Origin of the sequence: Actinophytocola sp. (assembly GCF_036378875.1) — a bacterium.
Classification (GTDB): domain Bacteria; phylum Actinomycetota; class Actinomycetes; order Mycobacteriales; family Pseudonocardiaceae; genus Actinophytocola.
Genome location: NZ_DASUVO010000095.1, coordinates 18,156 through 44,326 on the forward strand (window position 1 = coordinate 18,156; position 26,171 = coordinate 44,326).

Below are 26,171 nucleotides of genomic sequence, written 5' to 3' on the forward strand. Positions count from 1 at the left end.
TCTTCGGCCTGCCGGGGACCCGTCTCAGGTAGGAACGTCCCTCGCGGACCTGGTTTATGCCGCAGGTCAGGGTGGCAGCGTGCGGTGGGTGGTCGAAACAGAGGCGGAAATCTCCCCAATGGTGCTTAACGTGCTGGCCGACCTCGGAACCTACGGCGGGCCATTCTTCGCACAGTACCCGTCTCTGCGTGAGATCAACGAGAAGTTGGAGAATACGGCGAAAATTAACTTCGACCTCGCGCACCTTGCTGTGGGTTACGCGTTGGCGGGAGAACGCTCGAATGCTCGGACGGCGCTGGTGCGCCTCCAGGGCTGGGCGGCACAGCAACCTTTCGCCGTCGCGCAACAAACGGAGCGATTCATTTCCGCCTTCCGTGCACACTTCGTCATAACTGGTCTCTAATCGGTCGTCAACTGCGGATATACGGTCCGCTCGTCGCGGTCTCGTGGTTGCTCAGTGTTCGGTCGCCAGTCAGGTACCGCGCTAGGGCCAGGAACTCGAGGCGTGCCACGGCGACTTCGTCGCGACCTAGGTCGGGTAGACGCTGCGCTCCACCAACTTGTTCGATTTCACCGCGTTGGGATCTGCCGAAACGCATACTGAGCACATGAGTATCTGGGGAGCAGCAGTAGTTGTACTCGTGGGCGTACTTCTCGTCGTGGCGCTGGTGGTGGGCCGGGGTGGGAAGGCTGGCCGGGCCGCGCGGCGGGAGTTGCGGTTATTGCGCAAGGAGGAGGGACGTATGCCGAACACGTCCGCGGCTGCGGACCACCGGCGCGGGATGATGATCGATCCCGTGCCGGGAAAGGACGTCACTCCCGGCGGCGCCTGATCGGGTCGTTATGGGGGCTCAGATGGCGCTGGCGGCGCTGTAGCGACGCGTGTGGGTGCGGACCCGGCCGGTTGTGTTGAGTGAGGTCACAGTTCTTCGCCGTGGCCACGGTATTCCTCAACGGCATTGTTCGGGTCACCACTCGCTGTGGTGTTGTGGTGGGCCGTAACCAGCGGCCTGACCGGGGCCGGTGCTGTGCTCTAAATGGCAGGGCAACGAAGAGGTACTCGTTTGCACTACCGTGCCGTGCGGAAACCCTCAACCTGCCTTGATCGCGCTTTCTGGTTGTTCGGTCCTTTCGTGTGCCGTGCGGGTGTCGACGATCATCAGGTTGGCGGCCAGACCGGAGAGGCCGCGGTGGGAGCGTGGGCGCCAGGCCAGTACGGCGCTCGCGATGAGCAGTGCGTACGCCAGTAGGCCCGCGCCGGGCAGAAAGTTGTCGAGGCTGGTCAGTAGGTAGTAGCCGAACGTGCCCGTCAGCAGCGCCGGCACGACGAGTAGGCCGGGGTGGCGGCCGTCTGGTCGGGTCCGGCGTAGGCGTACGGCGCGCTGGCCGAACGTCGCGCCCGCCGGGGCGAGTGAGGGGAGCGCGAGTAGCAGTACCGCTGGCAGCCAGGTCGACAGTACGGGTCCGCCGCTTCCTGGTTCGCGTTCGAGGGCGTACCAGGTGGTCAGGCTCACCGCCACGTTGATGGCCATGCCGAGCAGAGCGACGGAGACCAGGTCGACGAGCATGCCGAGCAGTCGTCGGCCGGTGGTGACCGGGCGGGGTGTGTCGGCGGACAGGGTCGGGGTGCCCTGCAGTCGGCGCAGCAGGGGCGCGCCCAGGACGCCGAGCGCGGTGCCGAGGGTGTTCGTGATGAGGTCGTCGACGTCGAACAGTCGGTACGGGCAGGGGAAGAGGAACCAGTTCCCGGTGCGCTGGGTGCATTCGATCAGCAGCGACACCAGGAAGCCGGTGAGGATGACGGTCGGCACGCCCCGGCGTCGGAAGTACAGCCGCAGGAACGCACCGAGCGGCAGGAAGAGCACGACGTTGAAGGCGCCCTGCTGAAGGGCGGGGTTGCTGAGCACGCCGGCCTGCTGGCGGATGTCCGACACGATCGCCATCGGGTCGAGTTGTGCTTGGGTGAACCGGGTGTGGGCCGCACACCACGCGGCGTCGACGGATGGCAGCGGCAGGAGCGTGTACGCGACGAGCGCGAACCCGTAGACGAGGAACCCGAACGCGACCAGTCCGGCCCCGAAGCCCAACTCGCCACGACGGCGGTAGGTGCGGTAGATGAACGGCACCAACAGCAGCGCCGCGAGCACCACACCACCGACCACCGCGATCACCGCGGGGACAACCCTCGACTCCACCACTACTCCCGTCCGCTATAAGCGACTGTCGACACCCACATACTGCTTGCCGACCATTGTGGACATTTCAGTGGGCCAGCACCGCACACCGGACGAGGTCTGCGTGGAGTTGGCCGGCGTCCTGTGCGCGCTTCGCGAGCCATCTCACGTGCCGTGAGCGGCACCAGGAACAACCGAACGCCGCCCGAGTTCGATGTTCGGATTGTTCCGCTGGGCTGGCGGTGACAGCGGAATACTGTTGGTTCTGTGTCTGGCTCTGCACCGGTGGAGGTGCCGCGGTCCCTGCGTGCGGTGATCCGAGTGCGACGTGGTGGATGGCGGTTGCGCATTGCGCCTGCGGGTGGGCTTGGAGTGCTGGGACCCGTGGTCCGGGTGCTGGTGATGGTGATCGCCGTCGTCCTGGGGACCATGGGTGTGGTCGTCGTGGAGGCGGTGTGCGCGGCCGCGATATTTGGGGTGCTCGTCGCGTTCGTGGGGGAGAACGTGAACCCTTTCGCAGTCGTGGCGGTCTTGTTGATGTTGCCTCTTCTGCTTCTCGTGGGCTGTTGGCTGGTCATCGGTGCCCGTGCCATGGCTGTCGCCGCGAGGCGCGTCGGGTTCCATCGGGTCGACATCGGGCCTGGCGCCGCGCCGACCCGCGTTGTGGCCGCGGGCTGGGGTCGCCGGTCGGTGATCGAGGTCGCCGACCTCACCAGAGTGATCGTGCGGCACCGCGAGCCGAACCTGGAGTTGGTGCTACGCGCCGGCAAGACGACCCTGGTGTGCCCGGCAACGGTCGCCGGCCCGCTACGACGGGTCGATCCGCGGGTGCTGGCCGACTGGCTCGGCGAGGTCCTGGCCCCGTCGGAGGTTCCCGTGTTTCACTGCACCGCAGCCCTCCCATTCCCGGTCGGTGACGTCTGGCTGCCGGCGAACACGGTGGCCCAGATCTGGCGGGTGCCGGTGGCGGAGATCCCCACGCTCGTCGACCGCTGCGGAGTGCACTCGGACAGCGGGCCGCAGACACCTAGGTTCAACGCCTACGACGTCGAGGCATGCGTTGAACGGGCACAAGCGATCGCAGCCAACGGCCAACCGTAGCCACCTGACTGTTCGACGAGGCGAAGCAGCAGACCCATGACGTCAAGCTCGACTTCTGTACACGGTTTCGAGGCGTACCCGCTCGTTCGCCCATGCCACGTGATTGCCGTCGTCCTGGGCGAATGCCTGGGGCAGTTCGTGCCGGGAGTGGATGCCGAGCTTGGCGTAGCTGGCGGCGAGGTGCTTCTCCACGGTCTTGCGGGTCACGAGCAGGACATCGGCGATCTCCACGTTGCCGATGCCGGTCGCGGCCAGGGTGGCTACCCGGAACTCACTGGGGGTCAGTGCGGCGGGGCCGGTGAGCCGGGCACGCCGGGGGCGGACGCCGATCGTGGTCAGTTCCTGCCGGGCTCGGCGGGACAGCTCGCCCGCGCCGCACCGGTCGGCCAGGTCCAGCCCGGCCCGAAGGGGCTCACGGGCGGCGTCGCGGTAGTTCGCCCTGCGCAGCGCCGCGCCCCAGTCGACGAGCGCGTGGGCATGCTCGTAGCGTGCCGGGGAAGGTGCGAGTACCCGTACGGCTTCGGCCAGGAGCTCCAAGCCAATGGTCCCGCCGGTGACCAGGCCACGGGTGCGCAGTGCGCGGCCGAGGGCCCATGGCCGGCCGAACTGTTCGGCTCGCCGTTCCGCCTCCTCGGCGACGGCCCTCGCCTCGTCCGGTTCCCGGGTTCGCAGGGCCACGGCCAGGCTCATCCGCCACGGGTTCCACGCCGGATTGGCGCAGCCGTGGACTTCCAGCAACTGGCCTGCCAGGCGCAGGTCCGTCGCCGCCTCGTCGACGCGGCCCTGCGCCAACCTCAGGTCGCCGCGCACGGCGAGGGGATCGGGCAACACCACAGCATCCCGCCACTGCTCGCCGAGGCCGTTGTGTTCGGCGAGCTCGGCGGCCGCGGTGAGCTCGCCGCGGGCGGTCAACACCTGTGTCAGCGTGGCAAGAGGCCACCACCACGACGGGGTGTCCTGGCCGAGCTCGCTCATCAGCTGCCAGGCGGCCCGGGCGTCGGTCTCTGCGCGGGCCAGATCGCCGCACCGGTAGGCGTTGTCGGCCCGCAGTGTCCGCAGGAAAGCGTCGTGGGTTCCGTGCCAGCCGTGCTCGTCGAGCTCGGTGAGCCCGCTGTCGAACAGTGCGCCGGCCGGTTCCGGCTGGTCGCAGTACAGGAAAACCTGGCCGAGGAGACATAGGACCTCGAAGTCGAGCTCGCCACCGATCCAGCGCGGCGTTCCGCGGAGAATCTGCCCGGCCATGGCGAGGGTCTCGCCGGCGGGCGCGCCGCGGACCAGACGTTCCCAGGCGTGCAGGACGCGCAGCATACGGCCGGGCGTGCCGGTGCATTGAGACAGCAGCACGTCCAGTTCGGTGCGGCGCTCGTGCGGTTCGGCGTGACCAATCCACCAGCCGCTCCACATCAGCTGCTCGGCGCGCAGCCGCAGCCGCAGTGCGGGATCGGCGACCCTCGGCGCTGTCGCGGCGAGAGTCCGCACGGCGTCACCGACCTGGTCGGTGTGGGCGAGCGCCTTCGCCAGGCCGATCGCGGACACGCACCGGGTCGTGTCGTCCCCCGCCAACCGTTCGGCGCGGACGAACTGGGGGATGGCCGCCCGCGGGTCGAACAGGGCGCTCGCCTCTCCCCACTCACAGTGCACCCTGGCACGCAGCGTGGCCGTCGGTGGCTCCACACTGGCCCGGCGCAGGTAGCTGGCCGCGGCCTCGGGGGCGCCTGCCGCCAGCGCGCCACGCGCGGCCTGCCGAAGCACGTCGACCACCCAGGCGTCGCCCATCGGCGGTGTGGCAAGCAGTTGCGCCGCTACGCGGGTGTCCGGCGCGCCGGACTCGGCGAGCAGCCGTGCGGCCCGGCCATGCAGGATGCCCCTGGTCGCGACCGGGATCCCCTGCCGGACCGCGGCGGCCACCAGCGGGTGGATGAACGCCGACAGTTCGGTCGGGCTCAGGATGCCGCACCGGCGCAGCCGGTCACATTCGATCGCGGCGACCGCGGTGGGCACGCCGGCGAGCATGGCGAGCTGGTCGAGCCGGCCTCGCGAGCCGAGCACGGCGGCCGCCTCAGCCACGGCCATGGCCACCGGGCCGGTGCGCCGCAGCCGCCCCAGCACCGACTCCCGCACCGCGGGGCCGGCCAGCTCGGTGATCTCGTCGGCCTCCGGCCGGGTACTCAGCGCTGCGACCTGCCGGCCCAACTCCGTTACCAGGAAGGGGTTCCCGCCGGTGGCCGCCAGGCAGGCCGCGGCGAAGCGGTCATCGACCGGGCCGAGCAGGTCGGTCAGCATCCGGGTGACGGCCGGCAGGTGCAGCGGTTGGAGGCGCATCCGGTGGGCGGTGCGAAGCCCGGGCAGCGACGACAGCACGCCTGCCGCCCGCGACTCCTCCTCGGGCCGGGACAGCACCACGGTCAGCACCGGCAGGTCCCGCGAACGCCGGGCCAGGTAGTGCAGCCACCGTAATGACGGTGGGTCCGACCAGTGCGCGTCGTCCACGATCAGCGTCAGCGGCGCGCGGGCGGCCAGGTTGACGGTCAGCAGGAACAGCGCGTGGACAACGGACACCAGATCGACCGGTTCGTCATCGGTGCCGGCGGTGAACACCACCGCGGCCCGGCGGGCGGCCCCGACGAAGCGCGCCGCCCGGTCCGTCACGGCCGGGTCCAGCAACTGGCGCACCACCCCGAAGGGAAGGTCTTGTTCCAGTTCGTGACCCCGCGCGACGTACACGGCCGCCCCGCCGGCCACAGCGCGCTCCCTGATCTCGGCGGCGAGCCGGGTCTTCCCGATGCCCGCCTGCCCCTCCACCACCAACACGCCACCCGCGCCGTGCCTGACCCTGGTCAACAGGTGATCAACATCGCGTAGCCGCTCTTCCTGCTCGAGCAGACCCACCCCGGTTGCCACGCCACCACGCTGGCGCGGCGATGTTGTGGCCTGGTTGTGTCACCTCAGTAGGCACCGAACGACGAGGTTCGGTCGTTCCAGCCGAAAATTCTGAGATCGACCAGTGCGTAGGGGGCTGGAATCCAGAGCGCCGACCCGCCCCACCAGATGTGCTCCCACAGCATCTCTCCGCGAACGGTGTCGGCCGTGGCCGACGAGGCCTCGTCGTTCCAGTTGTTGCAGGGGATGCCCAGGAAGCAGGCCATCCTCCTCCTGGTCAGGTCCGCGTATCCCCAACCAACCGAGACTCCGAGGAAGTCGCCGCGCATGAAGACGTGCTCATCGATGTACGCCTTGCAGTAAATACAGGCCACCGACTGAGTGCCGCCGGCCTGTGGTCTCGACTCCCCGGTTTCCGGCATGGGCTGCGGCGGCCGGGTCAGCACGTTCGGCGGGCCGCCGCGTTCGGCGACGAACCGTTCGAACTCGGCGCCTCTCGTGAACACGACGAGGTGCCCGTCCGGGCTGCCACCTGGCTGCACCGCCATGTACAGCGGCCGGCCGTTGTACTGAGTGATGGTGTTGGGAGCGACCTGCACGCCGTCGATGAACAGCGGGACCGTCGGCACCTGGTGCACGATCGGCTGGTTGGCCGGAGCACCGGGAGGAGCCGCACTCGCGGGCCCGGTCGGCATGACACAGGCCGCGATGACAGCCGTGACCAGGCAGGAAGCACGGAGAATGAGCGTGCGCATATTGCGTTCCTTTCGAGGATGTGCCCTCGTGGGCCAGATTTCCTGGCATATCCCGCAAGATTGGTGCGCACCACATCGAAAGTTACCGGAGTGCGCGGACTCCAGCGGTAGGGCAGCCTCCCTACTGTTTACAGACGTTGAATACTCAGGGGCCTATTTGTCGCCGCGCGCAGGTTTGCGTGGGCGGGGACTGGGTCAGGCCTTGGTGCTCAGTGCCTGCAGGCCGGTGAGGTCGCCGCTGCCGATGAGGCGTTTGTAGGTGGTGCAGGCGAGGGTGCGGGGGCTCATGGTTTGGCGGGCTTGGGTGGTTTGGTCGACGTGGGAGAGGCCGGCGGTGTGGCCGCGTTCGTGGGTGACGACGGATTCGAGGTCGAAGCTGTCGGTGCAGCCGGCGGGCACGTTGCCGGTGAACCACTTTTTCGTGGAGTTGAGCATCATGTCGGAGGCGATGACGGTGCCGGTGGAGGTTTTGTAGTAGACGCAGGTGTAGCCGAGCGTGTTGGCGGGCAGGGCGCCCCAGGAGGTGACGGAGATGCCGTCGTTGCCGGTGCAGGCGGCAGTGGGTGAGATCTGGGCGGTTTTGGTGTTGGTGCCGCTGTAGGCCTGGGAGATGGCGAGGGTGGCGCGGGTGCCGCACCGGTTCTGTCCGCCGGTCAGGTTCGTGGTGGCGCGCTGGATGGTGGTCAGCGCCATGGGGGCGACCGTGGCCGGGGCGCCGGCGGGGTTGTAGGACCAGGTGTGGGTGCCTGAGAGTCGCCACTTCTCCAGCGCGTAGGCGGTGGAGGCGCAGTCGCTGGTGGTGTCGGCGACCGCGTTCGCGACGGCCACGGTCGTCGGGGTCGCCAGGATCGCCTCGCCGATCACCGTGATGTCCTCGGCGGGCGCGGGCGTGGGCTCGAAGACCGGCACGGCCGCGACGAACGCGGCGGCGATCAGCGAGGCCGTGGTCAGCGAGAGAGCGCCCTTACGCATATCCGAGTCCTTCCGAGCGGTGGTTGCTTGCTACCAACACTCGCTGTGAACAGGTGCACCTCAATGCGTGACGACGGTGCGTTTCAGTTGCGGCTGACCACCGCGGCGCCGTGCGGGCGGTTTGACCTCGGTGCGTTACGGCGCGTGCTAACGTTGGGTACAAGCCGTTACGCACTGGGGGTGTGTGATGCGTCGGGTTCTGTTCGTGATGACTGTCCTGGCCGGCCTGGTGACCGCGACGGTTCCGGCCGCCGCCGACCCGCTGGTGGTGCGCACCGATGCCGGTGCGGTACGGGGGTTCGCCGCCGGTCCGGTGATGCGTTTCGATGGCATCCCGTACGCCAAGCCACCGGTGGGCGACCTGCGGTGGACCTCGCCACGCCGGCCGGAGCACTGGTCGGGTGTGCGGGACGCGACCGCCCCGGGCCCGCGTTGCGCCCAGGCGAGGGTGCCGGGAATCGGTACCGCTCCGAGCTACGACGAGGATTGCCTGTACCTGAACGTCACCGCACCTCGTGCCGCGAAGCGCAAGCCCGTGCTGGTGTGGATCCACGGCGGCGGGCTCGTCAACGGGGACGGCGCCTTCTACGACACCACCCGCCTGGCCGCGCAGGGCGACGTGGTCGTGGTGACGATCAACTACCGGCTCGGCGTGTTCGGTCTCCTGGCGCATCCCGAGCTCGGCGTCGCCGGCGGCAACTTCGGGCTGGAGGACCAGACGGCCGCGCTGCGGTGGGTCCAGCACAACATCCGCGCGTTCGGCGGCGATCCCGGCAACGTGACGGTGGCCGGGGAGTCGGGCGGCGCGTTCAGCACGTGCGCGCTGCTCGCCTCACCGAGCACGGTCGGTCTGATCGACAAGGCCATCCTGGAAAGCGGCACCTGCTCGGTCTACTTTCCGAAGAACTCGGTCTTTCCGGGAGTGGGCGAGGCGCGCTTAGTGGCACCCCGAGCGGAGACCGAGCAGATCGGCGTCGCGACGGCGGCGCAGGTCGGATGCGCGACACTCGAGTGCCTGCGGAAGATCAAGGTCGAGCAGTGGGTGGACAGCTTGCTGGTCAACAACACCGCGCAGTTGAGCTACCACACCCGGTTCCTGCCGGTGGACCCCGTCGGGCACGCCCGGCCGGTGCCGATGATCGTCGGCAGCAACAGGGACGAGCTGCGGTTGTTCGCGGCGTTCGCCGTCCAGTTCGGGGTGCCGTTCGACGACGCGTCCGTCCGGCGCCTGTTCGACGACACCTACGGCGAGGACGCCGAGGCGGTTCGTGCCCGGTATCCGATCGGGGACGGACCGCACGCGGCGGCGGTCGCGTGGGCCCGGGCGACCACCGACCAGGGCTTCGCATGCCGCACGCTCGCGGACGCACGCACCTACCGGGGTCCGGTGTACGCCTACGAGTTCGCCGACCCCAACCCGCCGATGATCTCCGGTGGCCCGACGGTGCCGGACTTCCCGTTCGGCGCGTACCACGGCTCGGAGCTGCTCAGCCTGTTCTGGGAGCCGCCGGGCAACGCGGCGCAGCAGGAACTCGCCGGGCAGATGGTGCGGTACTGGACACGGTTCGCCCACACCGGCGACCCGAACGGTCCCGGTCTGCCAACCTGGCCGAGGTTCGACGGGAACACCGTGCAGTCACTCAAGCCCGGCGCGGTCGGCCCGATCGACGCCGACGAGCAACACCAGTGCGGCTTCTGGCTCTAGTACAGCCAGTCCGGATCCCGCTCACAGAGCAGGCGCCGCTGCTCCGGGCAGCGGCAGGGCACGGGCGAAGATCGACACCGCGACGGCTGCCGTGGCCACGCGCATCAGCATCAGCGCGGCGAGTGCCCTCGTCGCCCCGAACGGTCAGGCGATGCCGAGTTGTCTCGCGGCGACTACCGCCGCTCGTCGGTTGTTGACGCCAAGCTTCGCGTAGATCGCGCGTACGTGGGTCTTCACGGTGTTGACCGACACCGAGGTCCGATGCCATCTCGTCGATGGACCGCGGGGGAGGAGAGCAGGACGAGCACGGTGTGCTCGCGGTCCGTCAGTGCGTCGTCCTGCCGGCTGTCGACTGTGGACACCGCGTGGATGACCTTGGTGGCGAACTCGTTGGCGCGGCCGAAGCCGCCGGCCTGTTCCAGCAGTAGCTGGCGGACGGAGATGTCCGTCTGGTGGAAGGGTCTGATGAGGTCGGCGGGCGCGGCGAGCAGCAGTGCGGCGTCGAGTGAGCTCCGTGCCTTGGTCCGCTGGTCGTTGTGGATCTCCAAGGCGGTCTCGAGCAACCGGGCCTCGAGCTGGGTGGTGGGGCAGAGGGTGGGGCGGACACAGGCCAGTACGTCATGGAGCAGGGTCTCCGTGGTGTCCGGGTCGCCGTTCGCGAACGCGGTCCAGGCGTGCATGAGGCTCAGCTCGGCGACGTCGCCAGCGTTCGCTCGTGCCCAGTCGACGACGGCCCGCGTGTCCTGTCCGAGCTCGAGTGCGCCTCGGTGCATGGCGATCCGACGACTGACATGGCGAGGGACTGACCTCGAGCCGATGATGCAAGGCTAGCCAGTACCTCGTTCGGATGACCTCACCCGAAGCGGGCGATGAGCCAGCGTCTCGTGACGAGGACGGTGTGGTTTCAACTGCCCCGCCCACGTGGAGGTGTCCGGATGAACGCAACCGATGTCCTGCTGGGCCAGTCGCGGGGCCTCCGCATCGCCGTCGGCGTGGTGACCGCCGTGGCAGGCACGCTGATACTGGCGTGGCCGGGCGGGACGCTGCTGGCCGTGGCGGTCCTGCTCGGAATCCAACTCATCGTCGCGGGCATCGTCCGCGCCGTCACAGCGTTCACGTTCGACGCCGACAGCGTGGCCGGACGCATCCTGTTCCTGCTGCTTGGCGTGCTCCTGGTCATCGTCGGCATCCTGTGTCTACGCGAACCGTTGCAGACCATCGCGATCCTGGTGCTGTTGTTCGGCCTGTCCACATTCGTGAGCGGAGCGTTGGAGCTGTTCCACGGCGTCACCGGTGGCGGGGGCTGGGCGATCGCGTCCGGCATCATCAGCATCCTCGTCGGCGTCATCGTGTTGTCGTATCCGGTGTCCAGCGTCAGCACGATGATCTGGCTGTTTGGGCTCTCTCTGTTGGTGGTCGGTCTGACTGGGGTCTTCAGCGCCTTCACCCCCAGCCGAACCCGGGTCGGCTCCCACACCAGAGTGCCACCGGCCGCCCCCGCGACGCCCTGATCGACCGGCCCAGGAGGTTGGCATGTGTCGTTGGCTCGCGTACTCGGGTTCACCGATGCTTCTGGAGGACCTGCTCTACAAGCCTGTGAACTCACTGGTCGTGCAGAGCAAGCACTCGCGTCTCGGCGCCGAGACCACGAACGGGGACGGTTTCGGCGTCGGATGGTACGGAGACCGCGCGACGCCTGGGGTCTTCCACAGTGCCGAGCCTGCCTGGAACGACCGAAACCTGCGTGAGCTCTCGGCGCACGCCACGTCCGGACGGGTCTTCGCGCATATCCGCGCGTCCACCGGATCCGCGGTCCAGCAGACGAACTGCCACCCGTTTCGCCATGGTCGTTGGCTGTGGATGCACAACGGAGCGATCGCCGGCTTCCCGATCGTGAAGCGCGAGCTCACCTTCGCGGTCGACCCCGTGCTGTATCCCGAGATCCAGGGGTCGACCGACTCCGAGGTGCTGTTCTTCCTCGCTCTGACCTTCGGGCTGGAACAGGACCCACCCGCGGCGGTGGCTCGGGCGGTCGCAGTCGTCGAGGAGACCGGGCGGCGCCGCGGCGTCGAGCATCCGATCCAGATGACGGTCGCGACGACCAACGGCGAAGTCACGTGGGCGTTCCGTTACTCCAGCGAAGGTCGGTCCCGGTCCCTGTTCCACAGCACCGACGTTTCGACACTCCGCCACCAGTACCCGGACAACGCCGTGTTGCACGACCTTTCCGATGACACGCGGCTCGTGGTGTCCGAGCCGTTGGGGATCTGCAAGGAGCGTGGCGGGAAGTACCGGAGTCCACCTGTGTTGTCGTGCACGGGGGGGCTCGAGGAGATGCGTCCGTTCGCGCCCTTGCTTCCCCAGGCTGTCGGTTGACTCGAGGTGTCACGCCGGAACACTCCGCTTCCCCGAGAACCGCGTTCGTGCCAGGATTCGCCTTCGTGCGTAAGCGTTTTTGGGTGGCCGCCGGCGCGACGGCGCTCGCCGGGCTGATCACCGCCGGTGTACTGGTCTGGACCAGCGGGGGCCTGAGCCGTGAGGTCACCTTCGACCCGGGCGGCCAAGCCGACGAACCGCGTTCCGAGACGCTCGACGTGGTGTTCGACGACACCGCCGCCGGCGTCGCCTACCTCGGCTACGTGGCGCACTACCGGCACCGGCTCGTCGCCGTCCGGGCCGGCGACGACGAGCCACTGTGGAACGTCAGTATCGAGGAAGAACAGAACGGCGTTGAGCTCGCTATGGCCGATGGCGTGCTGCTGGTGCTGAACCGCTGCTCCACCACCTGCGCCGGGATCATCGCCATCGACCCGAGGACCGGAAAGCGACTGTGGGCCTCGCCGGTCTCGGCAGGCGATGTCCTCGGCACCACCGACGGCCACGTCGCGGTCCACACCAGCACGTCCGGCGAGTACACCGGAGCGGCAGGGCTCGACCTGCGTACCGGAACGCTGACGTGGCGGACAGGCACCGGGTACGACACCTTCTCGCTGGTACCCGGCACCACCCGGCTCGCGCACTACGCGGCGACCGGCACCCTGCGACTGCTGGACATCACCACCGGCCGAGCCGAAACAGAGATCGACGTCCCACCGGCACAGAGCCAACCGGTCGAACTGTCCACCACCACCGACACCGTCGTGCTCAACTTCGAGGACAGCCCAGCCGCCAAGGCCACGATCTACTCCAGCACCGACCTCACCGAACTCTGGAGCCGCGACGAGGTCGTCCACCCACTGGGCTCGGACCTGTTCTACGTGGGCAACGGCGTGATCACCGACCAACAGGGACGACGAGCCTGGCAGACCCCCGAGCGAGTCGACACCAGCGTCGAGGAGACAGCCTGGGGATACACCCAGACCGGCGAAGGCCCTGACGTCAACCGCACCCGGTACGTCGAACTGGCCACCGGCCGTCAACTGGCCGACGACGTCAACACGCCCGCCCACCTTGGTCGTGCGGGCGTACTGCAGGCGGACTCGTTCGGCCAGTACGGCACCGACATCGGCAGTGGGGAGAGCCTGCGGTTGTGGTACGTCGAACTGCCCTCCGGTGACCGCAGCGACCTCGGCACACTCGAGGTGGTCCGTGAGACCTGCGCGTTCAGCGACACCCATCTGGCATGCCTCGACACCGAACGCCAGTTCGGCATGTGGAGCTACACCTGACGGCATCGCGCGTCCGACGATAGAACTTAAGTACTACTCGGAATGCGTGATCGGCCGATGCACGCGCACGTCCGTCGGGGCGATGCTGGACACGTGATCATCAACGTACCGGCCACCACCCGAGGAGAAACAATGCTGAACGTCGCACTCAGTGAGGGATGGGGAACCACCGCCGCAGTCGTGACCGGTCTGGCCGTCGTGGCCTACCTGGTGTTCTTCATCGGCGCCCTGATCAGCATCCTCGGCAGCGCACAGAGCGGCGGGATGAAGCTGATCTGGATCATCTTCGCGTTCTGTGCGCCGTTCTTCGGCCCGCTGCTGTGGTTCCTGATCGGACGCAGGCACGTTGCGGTCTAGACGAGTCCGGCGTCGTGGACGAGGATCGCGACCTGGGTCCGGTTCGTCGCGTCCAGCTTGGCCATGATGCGTCCGATGTGGACTTTCACGGTGGACTCGCTCAGGTCCAGGGACCTGGCGATCTCGGCGTTGCTGAGGCCGCGGGCGATGGCCAGGGTGACGTCGTGCTCTCGGGGTGTGAGAGGGGTCAGACGGGCGCGGGCCGGCTCGCGGACGGGGTCAGCGGCGAACGTGGACAACAGCCTTTTGGTGATCCGGGGCGAGATCATGGCCTCGCCCCGGGCCACCACCCGCACCGCGTTGACCAGGTCCAGGGGCGGGGTGTCCTTGAGCAGGAAACCGGCGGCCCCGTGCCGAAGTGCGGTGTGGACGTACTCGTCGAGGTCGAACGTGGTCAGCACGACCACGGGGATGCGCCGGGCCAGGCGTTCGGTGACCGAGAGGCCGTCCACGTGCGGCATCTGGATGTCGGTCAGCACGACGTCCGGGTGGTGCGTCTCAGCCAGTTCGACAGCGCGCGACCCGTCCGCGGCCTCGGCGATCACCTCGATGTCCGAAGCGGACTCGAGAATCATCCGGATGCCGCTGCGGACCAGCTCCTCGTCCTCCAGCAGCAGCACGCGTATCGTCACGACGGGTCCCCGGCCTGGCCGAGCGGGAAGCCGGCGAACACCTCGAACCGGCCGTCGCGCTGACCTGCCCGGAACTGCCCACCGGCGAGTTCGACCCGTTCCCGCATGCCAACGAGACCGTAGCCGGACCCGGGCACGCCCGAATGATGCGTGGCAAGGCCGTTGGTGACCGTGACGGTGAGCGTGGACCCGGTCGCGGTGACAGCCGCGTCGATGGTGGTCTGCGGCGCGTGTTTCTGGGCGTTGGTCAGCGATTCCTGGACGATGCGGTACACGGCACGGCCGATGTCACCGGGCACGTCCGGCCACGGGTCGGGCAGGCTCAGGTTGACCGGGGCAGCACTTTCGCCGACCAGTTTGCGGATCGCGACCGGTATCCCCACCCCGGACAGCCGTGAGTCCTCGGAACTGCCGTCCCGCAGCACGCCCAGGATCCCGCGTAGTTCGTTCAAGGCGATCGCGCTGGAGGAACGGATGTTCTCGCCGATCTTGGCCGTGCGCTCGTCCGGCGGCTTCAGCGTCAGTGCCCCCGCCTGCAGGGTGATCGCCGTCACGTGATGCGCGACCACGTCATGCATCTCCCGCGCGATGCGCCGCCGCTCCGCCAGCACCGCCTGGTCCGCCAGCAAGGTCCGGTTGCGCTCAGCCTCCTCGGCGCGATCACGCAACGCCTCGAGCAATGCGAGACGCTGGTACATCCACAGGCCACCCAGGACCGGCGCCACGACCAGCACGCTGAACGCACCCACCAGTGACACCGCATCGAACGAACCCGAGAACTGGAGAAACAGGCCGTTCAGCGCGACGACGACAGCCGAGACACCCGTGGCAAGGCTCTGCCCACGCCGGGCAGCCACCGAGTACAGCGCCACCATCGACGGAACGAGCGTGGTCCCGGCGAGCAGGCACACACTGACCACGATCAACACCGTGAACGGGAACCGGCGTCTGGCCAGCAAAGCCAGCCCGGCCACGCATGCCGCGGCCACGTACAGCGGCTCCGGGACAGGGACCCGGCGAATTCCGCCCAAGTCAAACACGATCGCGGCAGCGGCCACGGCGACATCGAGCAACAGCAAGCCGACACGACCGTCCCACCACGGGAGTCGCCCAGCCCGACGTCCTTCTGACCGCATCGGCGCACGATAGCTGACCAGCTAGATCACACAGATCAGGGCTTGCCGCCGGTGCGCTACTCCCATACGAACCCGTCCGGGTCGGTGAAGGGCCCGGCATCGCCGCCGATCACGATCCGGTGCGATCCAGTGCCCTCCTCCGCGACACCGGTGTCCTTGGCGAGGGCGCGGCGCGGGTAGAGCGCGAGTGTGACGGTCGACGAGGGGGTGTCGAACTCGACGTACTTGCCGCCGAAGCTCTTCGCCACGGCCAGGCCGCGGTCCACATAGAACCGCTTGCTCGCCTTGACGTCGGCCACTCCCAGGAGAAGCGCGACCTGGTCGATCCGCGGTGCGGCGGGACCGGTGTCCTTCTTCTTCGAGGTCGCGACCTTGCAGATCGTCCCGTCCGGAGCGCGTACGACGCCGCCGTAACCCCAGAACCCCTTCGTGGCCGGCTTCAACGTCGTGGCACCGGCATCGAGGGCGGCGCCGACGATGGCGTCCACGTTGCCCGGCTGGGACACCACGAGCGACAGCGCGAACCCGCGGAAGCCGGTCGTCGATGTCTCCGACGCGCGCACGTTGACGTACGGGCCCACACCGAAGGCTTCGTAGAAGGCGCCCGCGGCCGTCGGGTCCGGAACCTCCAGGGTGACGGATTCGAAAGTGGTCATGTCCTGTCCTTTGGCGAGTTGGGTGGTGTCGCTGACAGGAGAGATCTGACCATCGGCGCGCCGTGGCCCGCGCCGTCCGTGGGACACCGTGGGACACGTGGACCCGGCTCTGGCAGCGCGAACGCACAGCTGACCCGTTTGCGTGGGCTGGGACGTTTACCCGTGTCGGCATCAACGTGTACGCCGGTCGGTGTGTTGAGCCGCGGATCCGTTGCTGTTCAACAGAAGCGACGCCCATCTCGTGGTGTGCCACCACGTCGGCCGACTATGATCTTCCGGTGGCGAGAAGCTCAGATCGTACGGAGACCCGGATCGGTCACGACGCTCGCGCGGCGGCCACCGGCACATTGGACGCCGCGTTGCGGGAGGGCCGGCTTGATCTCGCCGAGTATGAGCGGCGGTTGATGGTCATACAGGCCGCCAAGGTGGGCTCGGACCTGACGCCGGCGATCACCGATCTGCCCAGTCGCCACGGGCAGCGTGGCTCAGGACTGCGGATCTCCACCGTGGATCGGGAGGAGGCGCTGATCCGGTTGGCCGAGGCGCTGTCCGACGGCCGGATCGAGGCGGCCGAGTATGTCGGCGCCGAGGAGCTGGTGCGGCGAGCCGTCGTGTATGCGGACGTCGACGCGGTGGTCGGCGACCTGGATGCCAGGGCGAGTCTGGCCGAGCGTCAGCAGGCGATCGAACGTATCGAGGCCGCGGTTGCCGAGGGGTTGCTGGATCCCGCCGAGCAGCACGGCCGCGTCGAGGCGGTCCGGAACGCGACCAGCGACGCGCAGCTCGCGGCACTGGTCGCCGACCTGACGACGAGCTCGCGGTCGCCCACCGCGCCGGCGCGGGTGTCCAACGTGGAACGGGAGGCCGTCGCCGCTCGACTGTACGACGCCGTGGAGGCGGGGTTCCTCGATCTGACCGAGTTCGACGAGCGGGTGCGCGCGGTGTACGCGGCGCGGCTGAGCAGCGAGCTGGAGAGGTTGGTGGCGGACCTGCCGGAGCCCGCCCCTCCACCGGCGCCGCTGCCGGCGGAGCCGCCCGTTGCGAAGCCCCGGCGTGAGTGGCGGGCCATGGGCCTCATCGACGTCTGCGTGTACAGCTTGGTTGGTGTCATCATCGGCGGGATCTGTGCGACCGAACTGCCGGAGAAGGCTCGCGTCGTCGTTACCGTTTTGGTCGCCGTGGTGTGGCTGATCGGGTTGGTCGTGCTCGTGAAACGTTCACGTCGCCCCGTCGTGGCTGAGCTCCCAGCGGAGTCGGCTCCTCGTGAAGAGAACTCGCACGACGAGGAACTGCTCGAACAGGTCGCGCGACGAACGGAACAGCTCGAGCAACTGACGGAAAAGATCAACCGAATGACGGAGCGGGCCGAACAAGTAACGATACAGTGCGACCAACTACCGGAACTGCTCGAGCAGCTGCCACCGAAACTGGCCGGGCAAATAGCGCGAAAGTTCCGGAAACAGCGACTGTCGGAACGGTGGATAGGGCTAACGGAACAGTCCAAGCCACTATGGGCACAGATCAGGCAACTGCCGGACCAGGTCGAGCAGGTGCCGCCGGGAGTGGTCGAATATCTGACGGGACAGATTGAGCCGCTGTTGGAACAGTACGAGCAGTTGGCGGTACAGTTTGATCTGTTGACGGAACAGGCCACGCAATCGCGGTAGCTGCCCGTATCAAATGATCGCGGGTGCCCGCGCATGGCGATCCGCGACGGCACCCAGCACGGTCATGGCTGGTCCCAGTTCGCAGCCGCTGACCCGTGACCGCCGGAGCACTGAATCTCGTTCATGGTCGAAGAACGTCCATTGTGGTGCGGAACGTCCGAAACCTTTTGCGCGGCAAGGAGTCCAGCTCCTTCGCCCGCGGCGTGCCGGAAATTCGGGTGCGGTGGCGGGAAAAGCGCGGGATCATCGAGCACGGAAGGGGGCGTCACACGAAGGGATGTCCTGACGAAGCCAGGAGGTCCACGTGCATGCCCACGCGACGGTCACACCCGCGCAGTTACCAGAAGTGCTGCTGAACGTCGCCGTCGTGCGCCCTGTCTTCCTCTGGGGCGCACCGGGAATCGGGAAGTCCTCGCTCGTTCGCCAGTTCGCCGCGTCGCTGGGGCTGGACTGCGTCTCGCTCCTCGGTACCCAGCTGGCGCCGGAGGACCTCATGGGCGTGCCGCGGATCGTCGACGGGCGCAGCCAGTTCTGCCCGCCGGAGCAGATCGCGCGGGACACGCCCTACGTGCTGTTCCTCGACGAGCTGAACGCGGCCGCGCCGGACGTCCAGAAGGGGTTCTACTCACTCATCCTCGACCGGCGCATCGGGTCGTACGAGCTGCCCGATGGCTCGGTCGTGATCGGCGCCGGGAACCGGGCCACCGACCAGGCGCTCGCCCGGCCGATGGCCACCGCGCTGGTCAACCGGCTCGTGCACGTCCATCTGCGCGCGTCCGCGGCGGACTGGCTCACCTGGGCGGCGAACCACGGCATCCACCCGTGGATCGTGGAGTACCTCACCCAGCGCCCCGACCACCTGTGGTCGCCCGCGCCCAAGACCGAGGAGCCTTTCTCCACGCCCCGCGCCTGGCACATGCTCTCCGATGTCCTGCACTCCTACACCGAACCCGACGACGAGACGATCACGCTGCTCGCGTACGGGACGCTCACCCCGCGGCACGCGGGCGCGTTCCGCGCGTACCTGAAGGTCGCCCGGCACGCGTACGACCTGGACGCGATTGTCAAGGGCGACCGGCGCTGGCCGGACGCGCCGGCGGACCGAGACCTGCTCTACTTCCTCGCGGAGACGTTCCGGGCGCGGCTCGCCAAGGAGCTGCCGGCCGACCGGCGGCACGCGTCTCCCGCCGCGCGGCAGTTCGCGTTCCGCGCGAAGTCGCTCCTCGTGGAGTTGGCGGAGATCTCCCTGGAGATCGCGCAGCTGATCATCGCCGAGGACGAGCAGGGCAACCAGCTGCCCGCCTGGTTCCTGGTCGAGGCGGCCCGTGACCTGCCCCGGTTGGTGGCGGCCCGGTCATGAGCAAAGCCGAGGACAAGCGCAGCGAGCGCCGGAACGCGGCACGGGCGGCCGGCTGGGCGGCGGTGCGGGACAGCATCGTGCTCGGCCGGCTCGCCGAGACGGTCCACATCAATCCGGAAGGCGTGACCGGCGTGGACGCGTGGGCCGTGGTCGACGAGTGGGGCCGCGTCACGGCGAATCTCGAACGGGACGGCACGCCGGCCGAGTGGTCGTGGGTCTTCGCGCACCTGCTGCTGCACCTGGGCCTCGGCCACACCGACGCTGGCCGGCTGGCCGACGCCGGCGGGTTGACCCCCGCCGGCGACTACGAACGGGCCTACGCGAGCGCGTGCTGTGTGGCGGTCAACCGCTTCGCCGAGACCGTGCGCATCGGTGAACCACTGAGGTGGCTGCCGGAGCTGCCGGGTGGCGACGAACTGGCGCTCACGCGGATGTGGCGGACGACGGGCGTCCCGGCCGAGTTCGCCGGCATCGGCACGAGAGGCGACCGGCCGTGCCTGGTGTCGGCCCCGCGGCACGGTTGGGTGAACCAGCCGCCGGCCTGGGACCAGAAGTTCGCGCGGGGCCTCGCCGACGCGGCCACCGAGGCGATGACCCGGGCCGCCGAGTCCCACGGCCAGACCCGCCACCTGCGTGCGATGCGCGAGTGGGACCACGCGCTGTCGTGGTTCACCTCCTCGTACCCGCTGCTCGGCGCGGTCGCGGCCGGGTTCACGCTCGTGCCGGACGCGGACGTCGCGCGGGCGTGGGACATCCGGATCGCGGCGGTCAGCGCGGAGCACGGCGAGATCTACGTGAACCCGTACGCGAACCTCTCCGCGGAGGAGTGGCGGTTCGTGCTGGCACACGAGATGCTGCACGCCGCGCTCCGGCACGACCGCCGCGTCGCCGGCCGCGACCCTTACCTGTGGAACGTCGCCTGCGACTACGTGATCAACGGCTGGCTCGTCGCCATGGGGGTCGGGCACCTGCCGGAGGGCGCCCTCTACGACCAGCAGCTCACCGGCCTTTCCGCGGAGTCGGTGTACGACACGCTGGTCACAGACCTGCGCCGGGCCCGCAAACTGCTGACCCTCGGTGCTGCGGAGCAGGGCGACGTGCTGGGCGACTGGCTGTCCGAGCCAGCGGCCGCGCAGCGCCGAGGATCGCGGAAGCCGGGGGCCGCCGCGCCGTGGCAGCGGACCACGCACCGCGTCGACGCCACCGACCTCGACGACTTCTACCGCCGCGCACTGACACAGGGCCTCGAGTACCACCGAACCGCCGGCCGCGGCCTGGTGCCGTACGGACTGGAGGAGGAGATCCGGGCACTGGAGCACCCGCCGCCGCCGTGGGACGCGCGGCTCGCGCGCTGGTTCGACGAACACGTCAGGGCGCCGGAGCCCACACGGACCTACGCACGGGCCTCACGCCGCCAGTCCGCGACACCGGACATCCCGCGGCCCGGCAAGCTGCGGCCGGAGGAGCTGGCGCGGGAGCTGACGTTCGGCGTCGTGCTGGACACGTCCGGGTCGATGGATACGGAGCTGCTCGGCAAGGCCCTCGGCGCGATCGCCTCCTACGCGACGGCACGCGACGTCCCGGCCGCCCGAGTGGTGTTCTGCGACGCGGTGGCCTACGACGCCGGTTACCTGTCGCCGTCGGAAATCGCGGGCCGGGTGAAGGTCCGCGGCCGGGGTGGCACGGTGCTGCAGCCTGGCGTCGACCTGCTTGAGCGGGCGGTCGACTTCCCCGCCGACGGCCCGATCCTGGTGATCACCGACGCCCTGTGTGACCGGGTGCGGGTGCGGCGCGAGCACGCCTTCCTGGTGCCCGAGGGCGCCAGGTTGCCGTTCGTCGCGAAGGGGCCCGTCTTTCGCGTGTGCTGACTTGTCGATCGAAAGCATGTCGCCGGCGACGAGAACCTCACCCGATTAGGTTGAGGATTCCACGGTAATTGTTCACCCGATTGGGCGTTACCTGGTTTCGGTATAATCACTGCCCTTAGCTGGACCGCCGCTTCAGCGGGGAGACGAGGATCGGCCTTGCGTTTCGAGAGTACGACCCCTGCCCGGCGAAGTGTTGTCCTACTGCTCGTGGCGGTCGCGGCGGTCGTCGCGACAGGGGTGCTCGTCTGGTGGTTCACGGTCGAGTATGCCGACCCTATCGGGGCGTTGTTCGGTACGGGGGACCTGCTGTGGTGGCGCCTGCTGACGGCCGTCGCGGTGATTGTCCTGGCCGGATGGGTCGCCGGGTACGCCGCGGAGCGGATGGGCCAGCCGCGGGTCATCGGTGAGATTTTCGTGGGAATTCTGCTGGGTCCCACATTGTTCGGCCAGTTGGCGCCCGGACCGCAGCAGTTCATCTTCGCGCCGGGGTTGATGCCGTATCTGAGCGGCATCGCGTCGGTCGGCGTCGCCCTGTTCATGTTGATCATCGGTGCCGAGGTTTCGTTCGGCCAACTACGCGACGGGCAGCGCATGGTCGGCCTCGTCGCCGTCTCGATGTTCGCGGTTCCCGTCCTGTGCGGGGTGGCGGCAGCGTTGCTCCTCGCCGGGCACTACCGGCCGGACGACGTCAACCCGTTGGCGTTCGTGCTGTTCGTCGGGGTGGCCATGGGAGTGACAGCCTTTCCCGTGCTGGCAAGGATTCTGCGCGACCGGGGGCTGGTCGGGACTCGGCTTGGCGTGCTGGGTCTGGTCAGCGCGGGCGTGGGCGACCTGCTGGCGTGGTGCCTGCTCGCCGTGACCATCGCGGTGGCGCGCGGCGCCTCACCCCTCGGCGTGCTGGTGACGATCGGGGCGGCCGTCGCGTTCGTGACCGCGGCGTTGCTGCTGCGGCCCTGGCTCCGGGGCCTCTTCCAATGGATCGAGTCATGGCAGGGCCGGGGCAGGGGCGCGGTGGCCATCCTCCTCGTCGGTCTCCTCGGGCTGAGCTTCGCCTGGTTCACCGACTACATCGGGGTGCACGCGATCTTCGGTGCGTTCCTGGCCGGAGCCGTCCTCCCGCGCGGGATACCGGTCGTCGGCTCCGCGATTCGGTTCGCCACCGCCCTGGTGTTGGCCGCCATGCCGCTTTTCTTCGCCACCGTCGGGTTCCGCATCAACCTGGTGGTGTCGGTCAGCACGACCGACCTTCTGGTATGTGTGCTCGTTATCGTGGTGGCGGCCGTGAGCAAGATCGGGGCCACCACGGTCGCCGCCAGGGTCGGCCGGATCGCCTGGCGGGACTCGCTCGCGCTCGGGGTGATGATGAACTGCCGCGGGCTCACCGAACTGGTCGTGCTCAGCACCGGGCTCACGCTGGGGATCATCGGCGCCGATCTCTTCGCGATCTTCGTGGTCATGACGCTGGTGACCACGACAATGACCGCGCCGCTGCTCGGTGCGTTGCGGCTGAACGGGCCGGCCGTGCAGCGGGAGCCCGAGAACGGCGTCATGGCCGGTTGAACCGCCGGGCCACGCCGATGATCGCCAGGGCGGCCAGCGTCCAGCCGACCACGATGATCACGCTGCCGACCACATGCTGGACCCAGGTGGGGTTCCACAGGTCCCGCTGGCCGAAGCTGGCGATCGGGAGCAGCAGGTCGAGCGTGTACAGGAACGGGTTGGACCGCGCGGCCGTGTCGCCCGGGCCGCCCTTGGCCTCCGGCAGCGGCTCCAGCGGGTACAGCGTGTAGAACACGGTGCCGATCAGGGCCAGCGCGACGAAACCCACCCACGCGCGGGCGGGGTTGTAGCCGTAGTGGATCGTCACGTCCTGAAGCCGGCCCCACAGCCGGTGTATGCGTGATCCCTTGGCATGCAGACGACGTTCCTTCGCGAGCAGGACCGTCCGCGCATGGTCGTCGTAGCCGAGCCTGCGGTACGAACGGGCCATCTGCTCGTACGGCTGGGGGTCGAAGTGGTCCTCCCGCTCCTCGCCTCGGGCCAGCCACTCCAGCCGCCGCTGCGGGGTCAGCGGGGGGATCAGCGTCTCGTACGACAACCCGGTGACGTCGATGTGCTCGGGCATCACCTCGCACTTGTCGTCGAGCTCGTTGAGCTTGACGTTCCGCAGGATGATCTTGCCGGCTCGCACCTCCTTCGGCATGAGCATGCGCTCGGCCTGGAGGTCCTCCGCGTCCAGGGCCACGCCGGCGGGGCATCTCAGCTCGGCGTTGCGGAAGTCGAGGTTGTTGGCGATGTGCGCGCCGTGCAGGCTCACCTTCCCTTCGGCCACGAAGCCCTCGTTGCACGACATGTCCTCGCCCACCTCGATGCCCTTGGCATCCAGCGCGACGCCGCCGGGCACGCGGATGGACGCTCCCGTGAGGCTGAAATGGCCGCTGATGTGGGCGCCTTCGAGCAGGAGCGACCCGTGGGCCGTGAAACCTTCCCGGCAGTTGATGTCGACGCCGATTATCACCCAGGGCGCACGCAATGCCACCTTTCCCTCGACCGGAACGCCATCAGCGGTGTTCGCGCCGAGCGTCGCGGAGTTGAGGTTGAACTCCCCACCGATGTTGGCGTCGGTGAAATCCATCTCGCCGTTTGAGGTGAAGCCGTTCTCACACAGCAGATGGCTGCCGACGCACAGCTGCCTGGCGTGCAGTGCGACGCCATCGGCGCCGGTCAGCGTGGCACTGGAGAAGCTGAGCTGGCCGGCGATGTCCGCGCCGTTCAGCACGATCGCGCCGTCGACCTCGGTGCCGGAGCGGCAGAACAGGCTGTCGCGGACCACGAGCCGCTCCGCCAGCAACGCGGTCGCTCCCGGGTTGTGCAGCCGCGCGGCACTGAACCGAACCTCCCCACCGATCCGGGCGGCCTCGAGGCGGATCTCCCCTGCGGCCTCGAAGCCGTTGTGGCAGTACAGGTGCTCACCCACGACCAGGTGATCGGCGTTGAGCGCGACCTTTCCCGGGTTGTGCAGGGTCGAATTGTTGAAGTTGAGCTGCCCGCCGATGTGCGCGCCGAGCATGCTGACCTCGCCGGCGACCGTGAGCCCCGCCCGCCCGAAGAAGTCCTTCTCGACGGTGATCCGGTCACCGCGCAACGCCACGCCCTCGGGGTTGGTGAGCGACGCGGAGCTGAACCGCACCTCGCCGCCCACTCGGGCGGCCACCAGCGTGACCTCGCCGGTCACGTGGCAGCCGTCCTGGAAGTACAAGTGGTCGCCGACGACGATCCGGTCGCCGTCGAACGCGACCCCGCCCGGACAGTCGAGCGTTGTGTGGTTGAAGTTGAGCTGGTCGCCGATCTGCGCCTCGCGCAGGCTCACCGTCCCGCGGACCCGGAGGTCGTTGCGGCAGTACATCCCCAGTCCGACCGTGATCCGGTCCGCGTTCAGGGCGATCCCGCCCGGGTTGCTCAACTCGGCGCTGCTGAACCGTGCCTCACCCCCCACGTGGGCGGCGACCAGGCGGATCTCGCCGACCGCGGCGAAGCCCTCGTGGCAGTACAGGTTCTGGTCGACAACGAGCTGCTCGGCGGCCAGCGCCACCCCTTCCGGGTTCTCGATGCGGCCACTGGAGAAGCTGACCTGCCCGCCGATGTGTGCGCCGGCCAGGCTGATCCCGCCGACGACCCGCAGGTTCTGGCGGCAGTAAAGGTCCGCTCCAACGGTGAGCCGGTCGGCGAGCAGGGCGACACCGCCGGGATGCTCGAGCGTCGAGGAACTGAACCGCGCCTCGCCGTCGACGTGCGCGGCCACCAGCCGGATCTGCCCCTTCACCAGGAAGTTGTCGTGGCAGTAGAGGTTGCCGCCGACGACGATCTGGTCGGCGTTGAACGCGACCCCGCCCGGGTTCCGCACCGACGCGTGGTTGAAGTTGAGCTGCCCAGCGATGTGCGCGCCGAACAGGCGCACCTCGCCCCGTACGGTGAACTTCTCGCGGAAGTACGCGTCCTTGCCGACTGTGACGCGGTCGGCGAGCAAGGCAATTCCATCCTCATTGGACAGTAGCGAGTCGGTGAACCGCAGCTCGCCTCCGATGCGGGCCGCGAGAAGGCTGAACCGCCCCTCGACCTCGGCACCGTCGCGGCACAGGCAGTCGCCGTCGACGACCATCCCGTCCGCCAGCACGGCGTCGAGACCCGGGTTGCGCAGGCGCGACCGGCTCAGCACGAGCTGTTGGCCGATGTGCGCGCCGGAGAGGTCGACCTTGCCCGTGACGACACAGCCACGAATGTGGACGCTGCCCGAGCTGATCAACCACGAGGCGTGCACGCCGGGCATGTGGCACTCGGACAGCCGCAACGTCGCGCAGGTGGTCTCCTCCAACAGCAACGGCTCGTCGAACGAACAGCCGCGCAGCAGCACGTCCGGCCTGACAGTTCGGCCGCGCAGGTCCAGCACGCCCGAGATGCGCGCACCGGACAGCACCAGCGCGGGGGACTGCCAATCCTCCACCGGGCGGGCACCGGTGAGCAGTTTGACGATCGTGTCCGCGTCGATGGTCCGGTCAGGACCCCAGCCGGAGGCCCCGGCCGGGTCGTCCCGCCGCGGGTCTCCGGTACTCAGGTCGACGTGACCGCTGTTGGGGAACTCCATCCACATTCTCCGCTCGGGTTCAGAAAGCCCATCCTCATACATACCGCCTCCTGACCCTCAACGGAGGTGAGGGAACGATCCTTTTTGATGACAAAAACGTGTCATATCACGGCTGATTATCCATTGGTGCACTGTGGATATCAAACGCAGCCGGAGAAGGCGAGCGGTCGGATGAGTGAGAACGCCCAACAGTCGGTAGAACGGAATTGTTTAAGTTTTGACCGTGAGGGCCACGGCCGCTGAGTCGAGGAGGAGGTCGAGCACCGTCGCGGGGTCGTCGAGCAGGCGCTCGGCGACCAGAAGGTCGTGGTCGAGCAGCGCGGGGTCACCCAGCCCACGAATTCCGCCGTGTCAACGAGTCCGAGCCTATGCTTCAGCACATCACGATCCCGCGCGGCCGACCTTCACCTGCCCGTCGACATCGATGATCGTGCCCAGGTCGAATGGTGTGGCGGTAGGTGGACGCGGGCGTCGATGACGGCCTCGTGGCGTGGGTTGGCCATGATCATGGCCACTGACGATCGTCTGCTGCCCTACTCGATCTCGCGCTGGTGGCGGCCCGTCAGCAGCTTTCGCACGAACCGAATACGGGTCTGCG

22 protein-coding genes are annotated in these 26,171 nt (G+C 68.5%); 12 read left to right on the forward strand and 10 right to left on the reverse strand.

Annotation, left to right across the window (positions count from 1 at the left end; genetic code table 11):
- Nucleotides 1-88 precede the first annotated feature (88 nt).
- Nucleotides 89-403 carry a hypothetical protein gene (locus tag VF106_RS27255; protein WP_330842704.1) on the forward strand — a complete coding sequence of 105 codons (315 nt, stop codon included), beginning with the start codon at nt 89-91 and terminating at the stop codon, nt 401-403.
- A gap of 205 nt (nt 404-608) precedes the next feature.
- Nucleotides 609-833, forward strand: a complete 225-nt coding sequence (locus tag VF106_RS27260; protein WP_330842705.1) for a hypothetical protein — start codon at nt 609-611, stop codon at nt 831-833.
- Nucleotides 834-1,091: 258 nt separating this feature from the next.
- Here the strand turns inward: VF106_RS27260 and VF106_RS27265 are convergent, their stop codons facing one another.
- Entirely contained in the window at nt 1,092-2,195 is a 1,104-nt protein-coding gene (locus VF106_RS27265) for a VanZ family protein (RefSeq protein ID WP_330842706.1), read from the reverse strand.
- A 351-nt stretch (nt 2,196-2,546) separates the two neighbouring features.
- On the opposite strand from VF106_RS27265, the gene VF106_RS27270 reads away from it, so the two are divergent.
- On the forward strand, nt 2,547-3,275 hold the full coding sequence (locus VF106_RS27270; RefSeq protein ID WP_330842707.1) for a hypothetical protein: 729 nt from the start codon (nt 2,547-2,549) through the stop codon (nt 3,273-3,275).
- 42 nt (nt 3,276-3,317) lie between these two features.
- On the opposite strand, the gene VF106_RS27275 is transcribed toward VF106_RS27270, so the two are convergent.
- From VF106_RS27275 to VF106_RS27285, 3 genes are all read right to left on the reverse strand, one after another.
- On the reverse strand, nt 3,318-6,176 hold the full coding sequence (locus VF106_RS27275) for a helix-turn-helix transcriptional regulator (RefSeq protein ID WP_330842708.1): 2,859 nt from the start codon (nt 6,174-6,176) through the stop codon (nt 3,318-3,320).
- Between the two features lie 44 nt (nt 6,177-6,220).
- Nucleotides 6,221-6,910 (reverse strand): hypothetical protein, encoded by a 690-nt coding sequence (locus VF106_RS27280; protein ID WP_330842709.1) that lies wholly within the window; start codon nt 6,908-6,910, stop codon nt 6,221-6,223.
- A gap of 195 nt (nt 6,911-7,105) precedes the next feature.
- Nucleotides 7,106-7,882 carry a matrixin family metalloprotease gene (locus VF106_RS27285; RefSeq protein ID WP_330842710.1) on the reverse strand — a complete coding sequence of 259 codons (777 nt, stop codon included), beginning with the start codon at nt 7,880-7,882 and terminating at the stop codon, nt 7,106-7,108.
- Between the two features lie 187 nt (nt 7,883-8,069).
- Here VF106_RS27285 and VF106_RS27290 point away from each other — a divergent pair, with 187 nt between their 5' ends.
- Nucleotides 8,070-9,587 carry a carboxylesterase/lipase family protein gene (locus VF106_RS27290; RefSeq protein ID WP_330842711.1) on the forward strand — a complete coding sequence of 506 codons (1,518 nt, stop codon included), beginning with the start codon at nt 8,070-8,072 and terminating at the stop codon, nt 9,585-9,587.
- A 144-nt stretch (nt 9,588-9,731) separates the two neighbouring features.
- On the opposite strand, the gene VF106_RS27295 is transcribed toward VF106_RS27290, so the two are convergent.
- Together VF106_RS27295 and VF106_RS27300 are read right to left on the reverse strand one after the other, a co-directional pair.
- Complete coding sequence (locus tag VF106_RS27295; protein ID WP_330842712.1) at nt 9,732-9,839, reverse strand: helix-turn-helix transcriptional regulator; 108 nt, start codon at nt 9,837-9,839, stop codon at nt 9,732-9,734.
- The gene (locus tag VF106_RS27300; protein WP_330842713.1) at nt 9,821-10,360 is read right to left on the reverse strand and encodes a hypothetical protein; all 540 of its coding nucleotides are present in this window, start codon (nt 10,358-10,360) and stop codon (nt 9,821-9,823) included. Before VF106_RS27300 ends, VF106_RS27295 begins: the two co-directional genes overlap by 19 nt.
- 162 nt (nt 10,361-10,522) lie before the next feature.
- Between VF106_RS27300 and VF106_RS27305 the strand changes: the two genes are divergently transcribed.
- The 4 genes from VF106_RS27305 (at nt 10,523) to VF106_RS27320 (ending at nt 13,612) form a co-directional block, all read left to right on the forward strand.
- Nucleotides 10,523-11,098: an HdeD family acid-resistance protein gene (locus VF106_RS27305; RefSeq protein ID WP_330842714.1), complete on the forward strand. Its 576-nt coding sequence runs from the start codon at nt 10,523-10,525 to the stop codon at nt 11,096-11,098.
- 55 nt (nt 11,099-11,153) lie between these two features.
- Complete coding sequence (locus VF106_RS27310) at nt 11,154-11,963, forward strand: class II glutamine amidotransferase (RefSeq protein ID WP_330842715.1); 810 nt, start codon at nt 11,154-11,156, stop codon at nt 11,961-11,963.
- A gap of 65 nt (nt 11,964-12,028) precedes the next feature.
- Nucleotides 12,029-13,255 carry a BamB-related PQQ repeat family beta-propellar protein gene (locus VF106_RS27315; RefSeq protein ID WP_330842716.1) on the forward strand — a complete coding sequence of 409 codons (1,227 nt, stop codon included), beginning with the start codon at nt 12,029-12,031 and terminating at the stop codon, nt 13,253-13,255.
- A gap of 93 nt (nt 13,256-13,348) precedes the next feature.
- On the forward strand, nt 13,349-13,612 hold the full coding sequence (locus tag VF106_RS27320) for a PLD nuclease N-terminal domain-containing protein (RefSeq protein WP_330842717.1): 264 nt from the start codon (nt 13,349-13,351) through the stop codon (nt 13,610-13,612).
- Here the strand turns inward: VF106_RS27320 and VF106_RS27325 are convergent.
- From VF106_RS27325 to VF106_RS27335, 3 genes are read right to left on the reverse strand one after another with little or no spacing between them, the layout of a single operon-like run.
- A complete protein-coding gene (locus VF106_RS27325) occupies nt 13,609-14,244 on the reverse strand; it encodes a response regulator (RefSeq protein ID WP_330842718.1) in 636 nt (211 codons plus the stop codon). The genes VF106_RS27320 and VF106_RS27325 overlap by 4 nt on opposite strands.
- Nucleotides 14,241-15,380, reverse strand: coding sequence for a sensor histidine kinase (locus VF106_RS27330; protein ID WP_330842719.1), 1,140 nt, complete (start codon nt 15,378-15,380; stop codon nt 14,241-14,243). The genes VF106_RS27325 and VF106_RS27330 overlap by 4 nt, the downstream gene beginning before the upstream one ends.
- Nucleotides 15,381-15,436: 56 nt before the next feature.
- Nucleotides 15,437-16,036 carry a VOC family protein gene (locus VF106_RS27335; RefSeq protein ID WP_330842720.1) on the reverse strand — a complete coding sequence of 200 codons (600 nt, stop codon included), beginning with the start codon at nt 16,034-16,036 and terminating at the stop codon, nt 15,437-15,439.
- 278 nt (nt 16,037-16,314) lie between these two features.
- On the opposite strand from VF106_RS27335, the gene VF106_RS27340 reads away from it, so the two are divergent.
- From VF106_RS27340 to VF106_RS27355, 4 genes are all read left to right on the forward strand, one after another.
- Complete coding sequence (locus VF106_RS27340) at nt 16,315-17,703, forward strand: DUF1707 domain-containing protein (RefSeq protein WP_330842730.1); 1,389 nt, start codon at nt 16,315-16,317, stop codon at nt 17,701-17,703.
- A 304-nt stretch (nt 17,704-18,007) separates the two neighbouring features.
- Nucleotides 18,008-19,063 carry an AAA family ATPase gene (locus VF106_RS27345; protein ID WP_330842721.1) on the forward strand — a complete coding sequence of 352 codons (1,056 nt, stop codon included), beginning with the start codon at nt 18,008-18,010 and terminating at the stop codon, nt 19,061-19,063.
- A complete protein-coding gene (locus tag VF106_RS27350; protein WP_330842722.1) occupies nt 19,060-20,931 on the forward strand; it encodes a vWA domain-containing protein in 1,872 nt (623 codons plus the stop codon). Before VF106_RS27345 ends, VF106_RS27350 begins: the two co-directional genes overlap by 4 nt.
- 156 nt (nt 20,932-21,087) lie before the next feature.
- Nucleotides 21,088-22,491 (forward strand): cation:proton antiporter, encoded by a 1,404-nt coding sequence (locus tag VF106_RS27355; protein WP_330842723.1) that lies wholly within the window; start codon nt 21,088-21,090, stop codon nt 22,489-22,491.
- Here the strand turns inward: VF106_RS27355 and VF106_RS27360 are convergent.
- Nucleotides 22,478-25,573, reverse strand: coding sequence for an NHL repeat-containing protein (locus VF106_RS27360; RefSeq protein WP_330842724.1), 3,096 nt, complete (start codon nt 25,571-25,573; stop codon nt 22,478-22,480). The genes VF106_RS27355 and VF106_RS27360 overlap by 14 nt on opposite strands.
- Nucleotides 25,574-26,171: the final 598 nt, after the last annotated feature.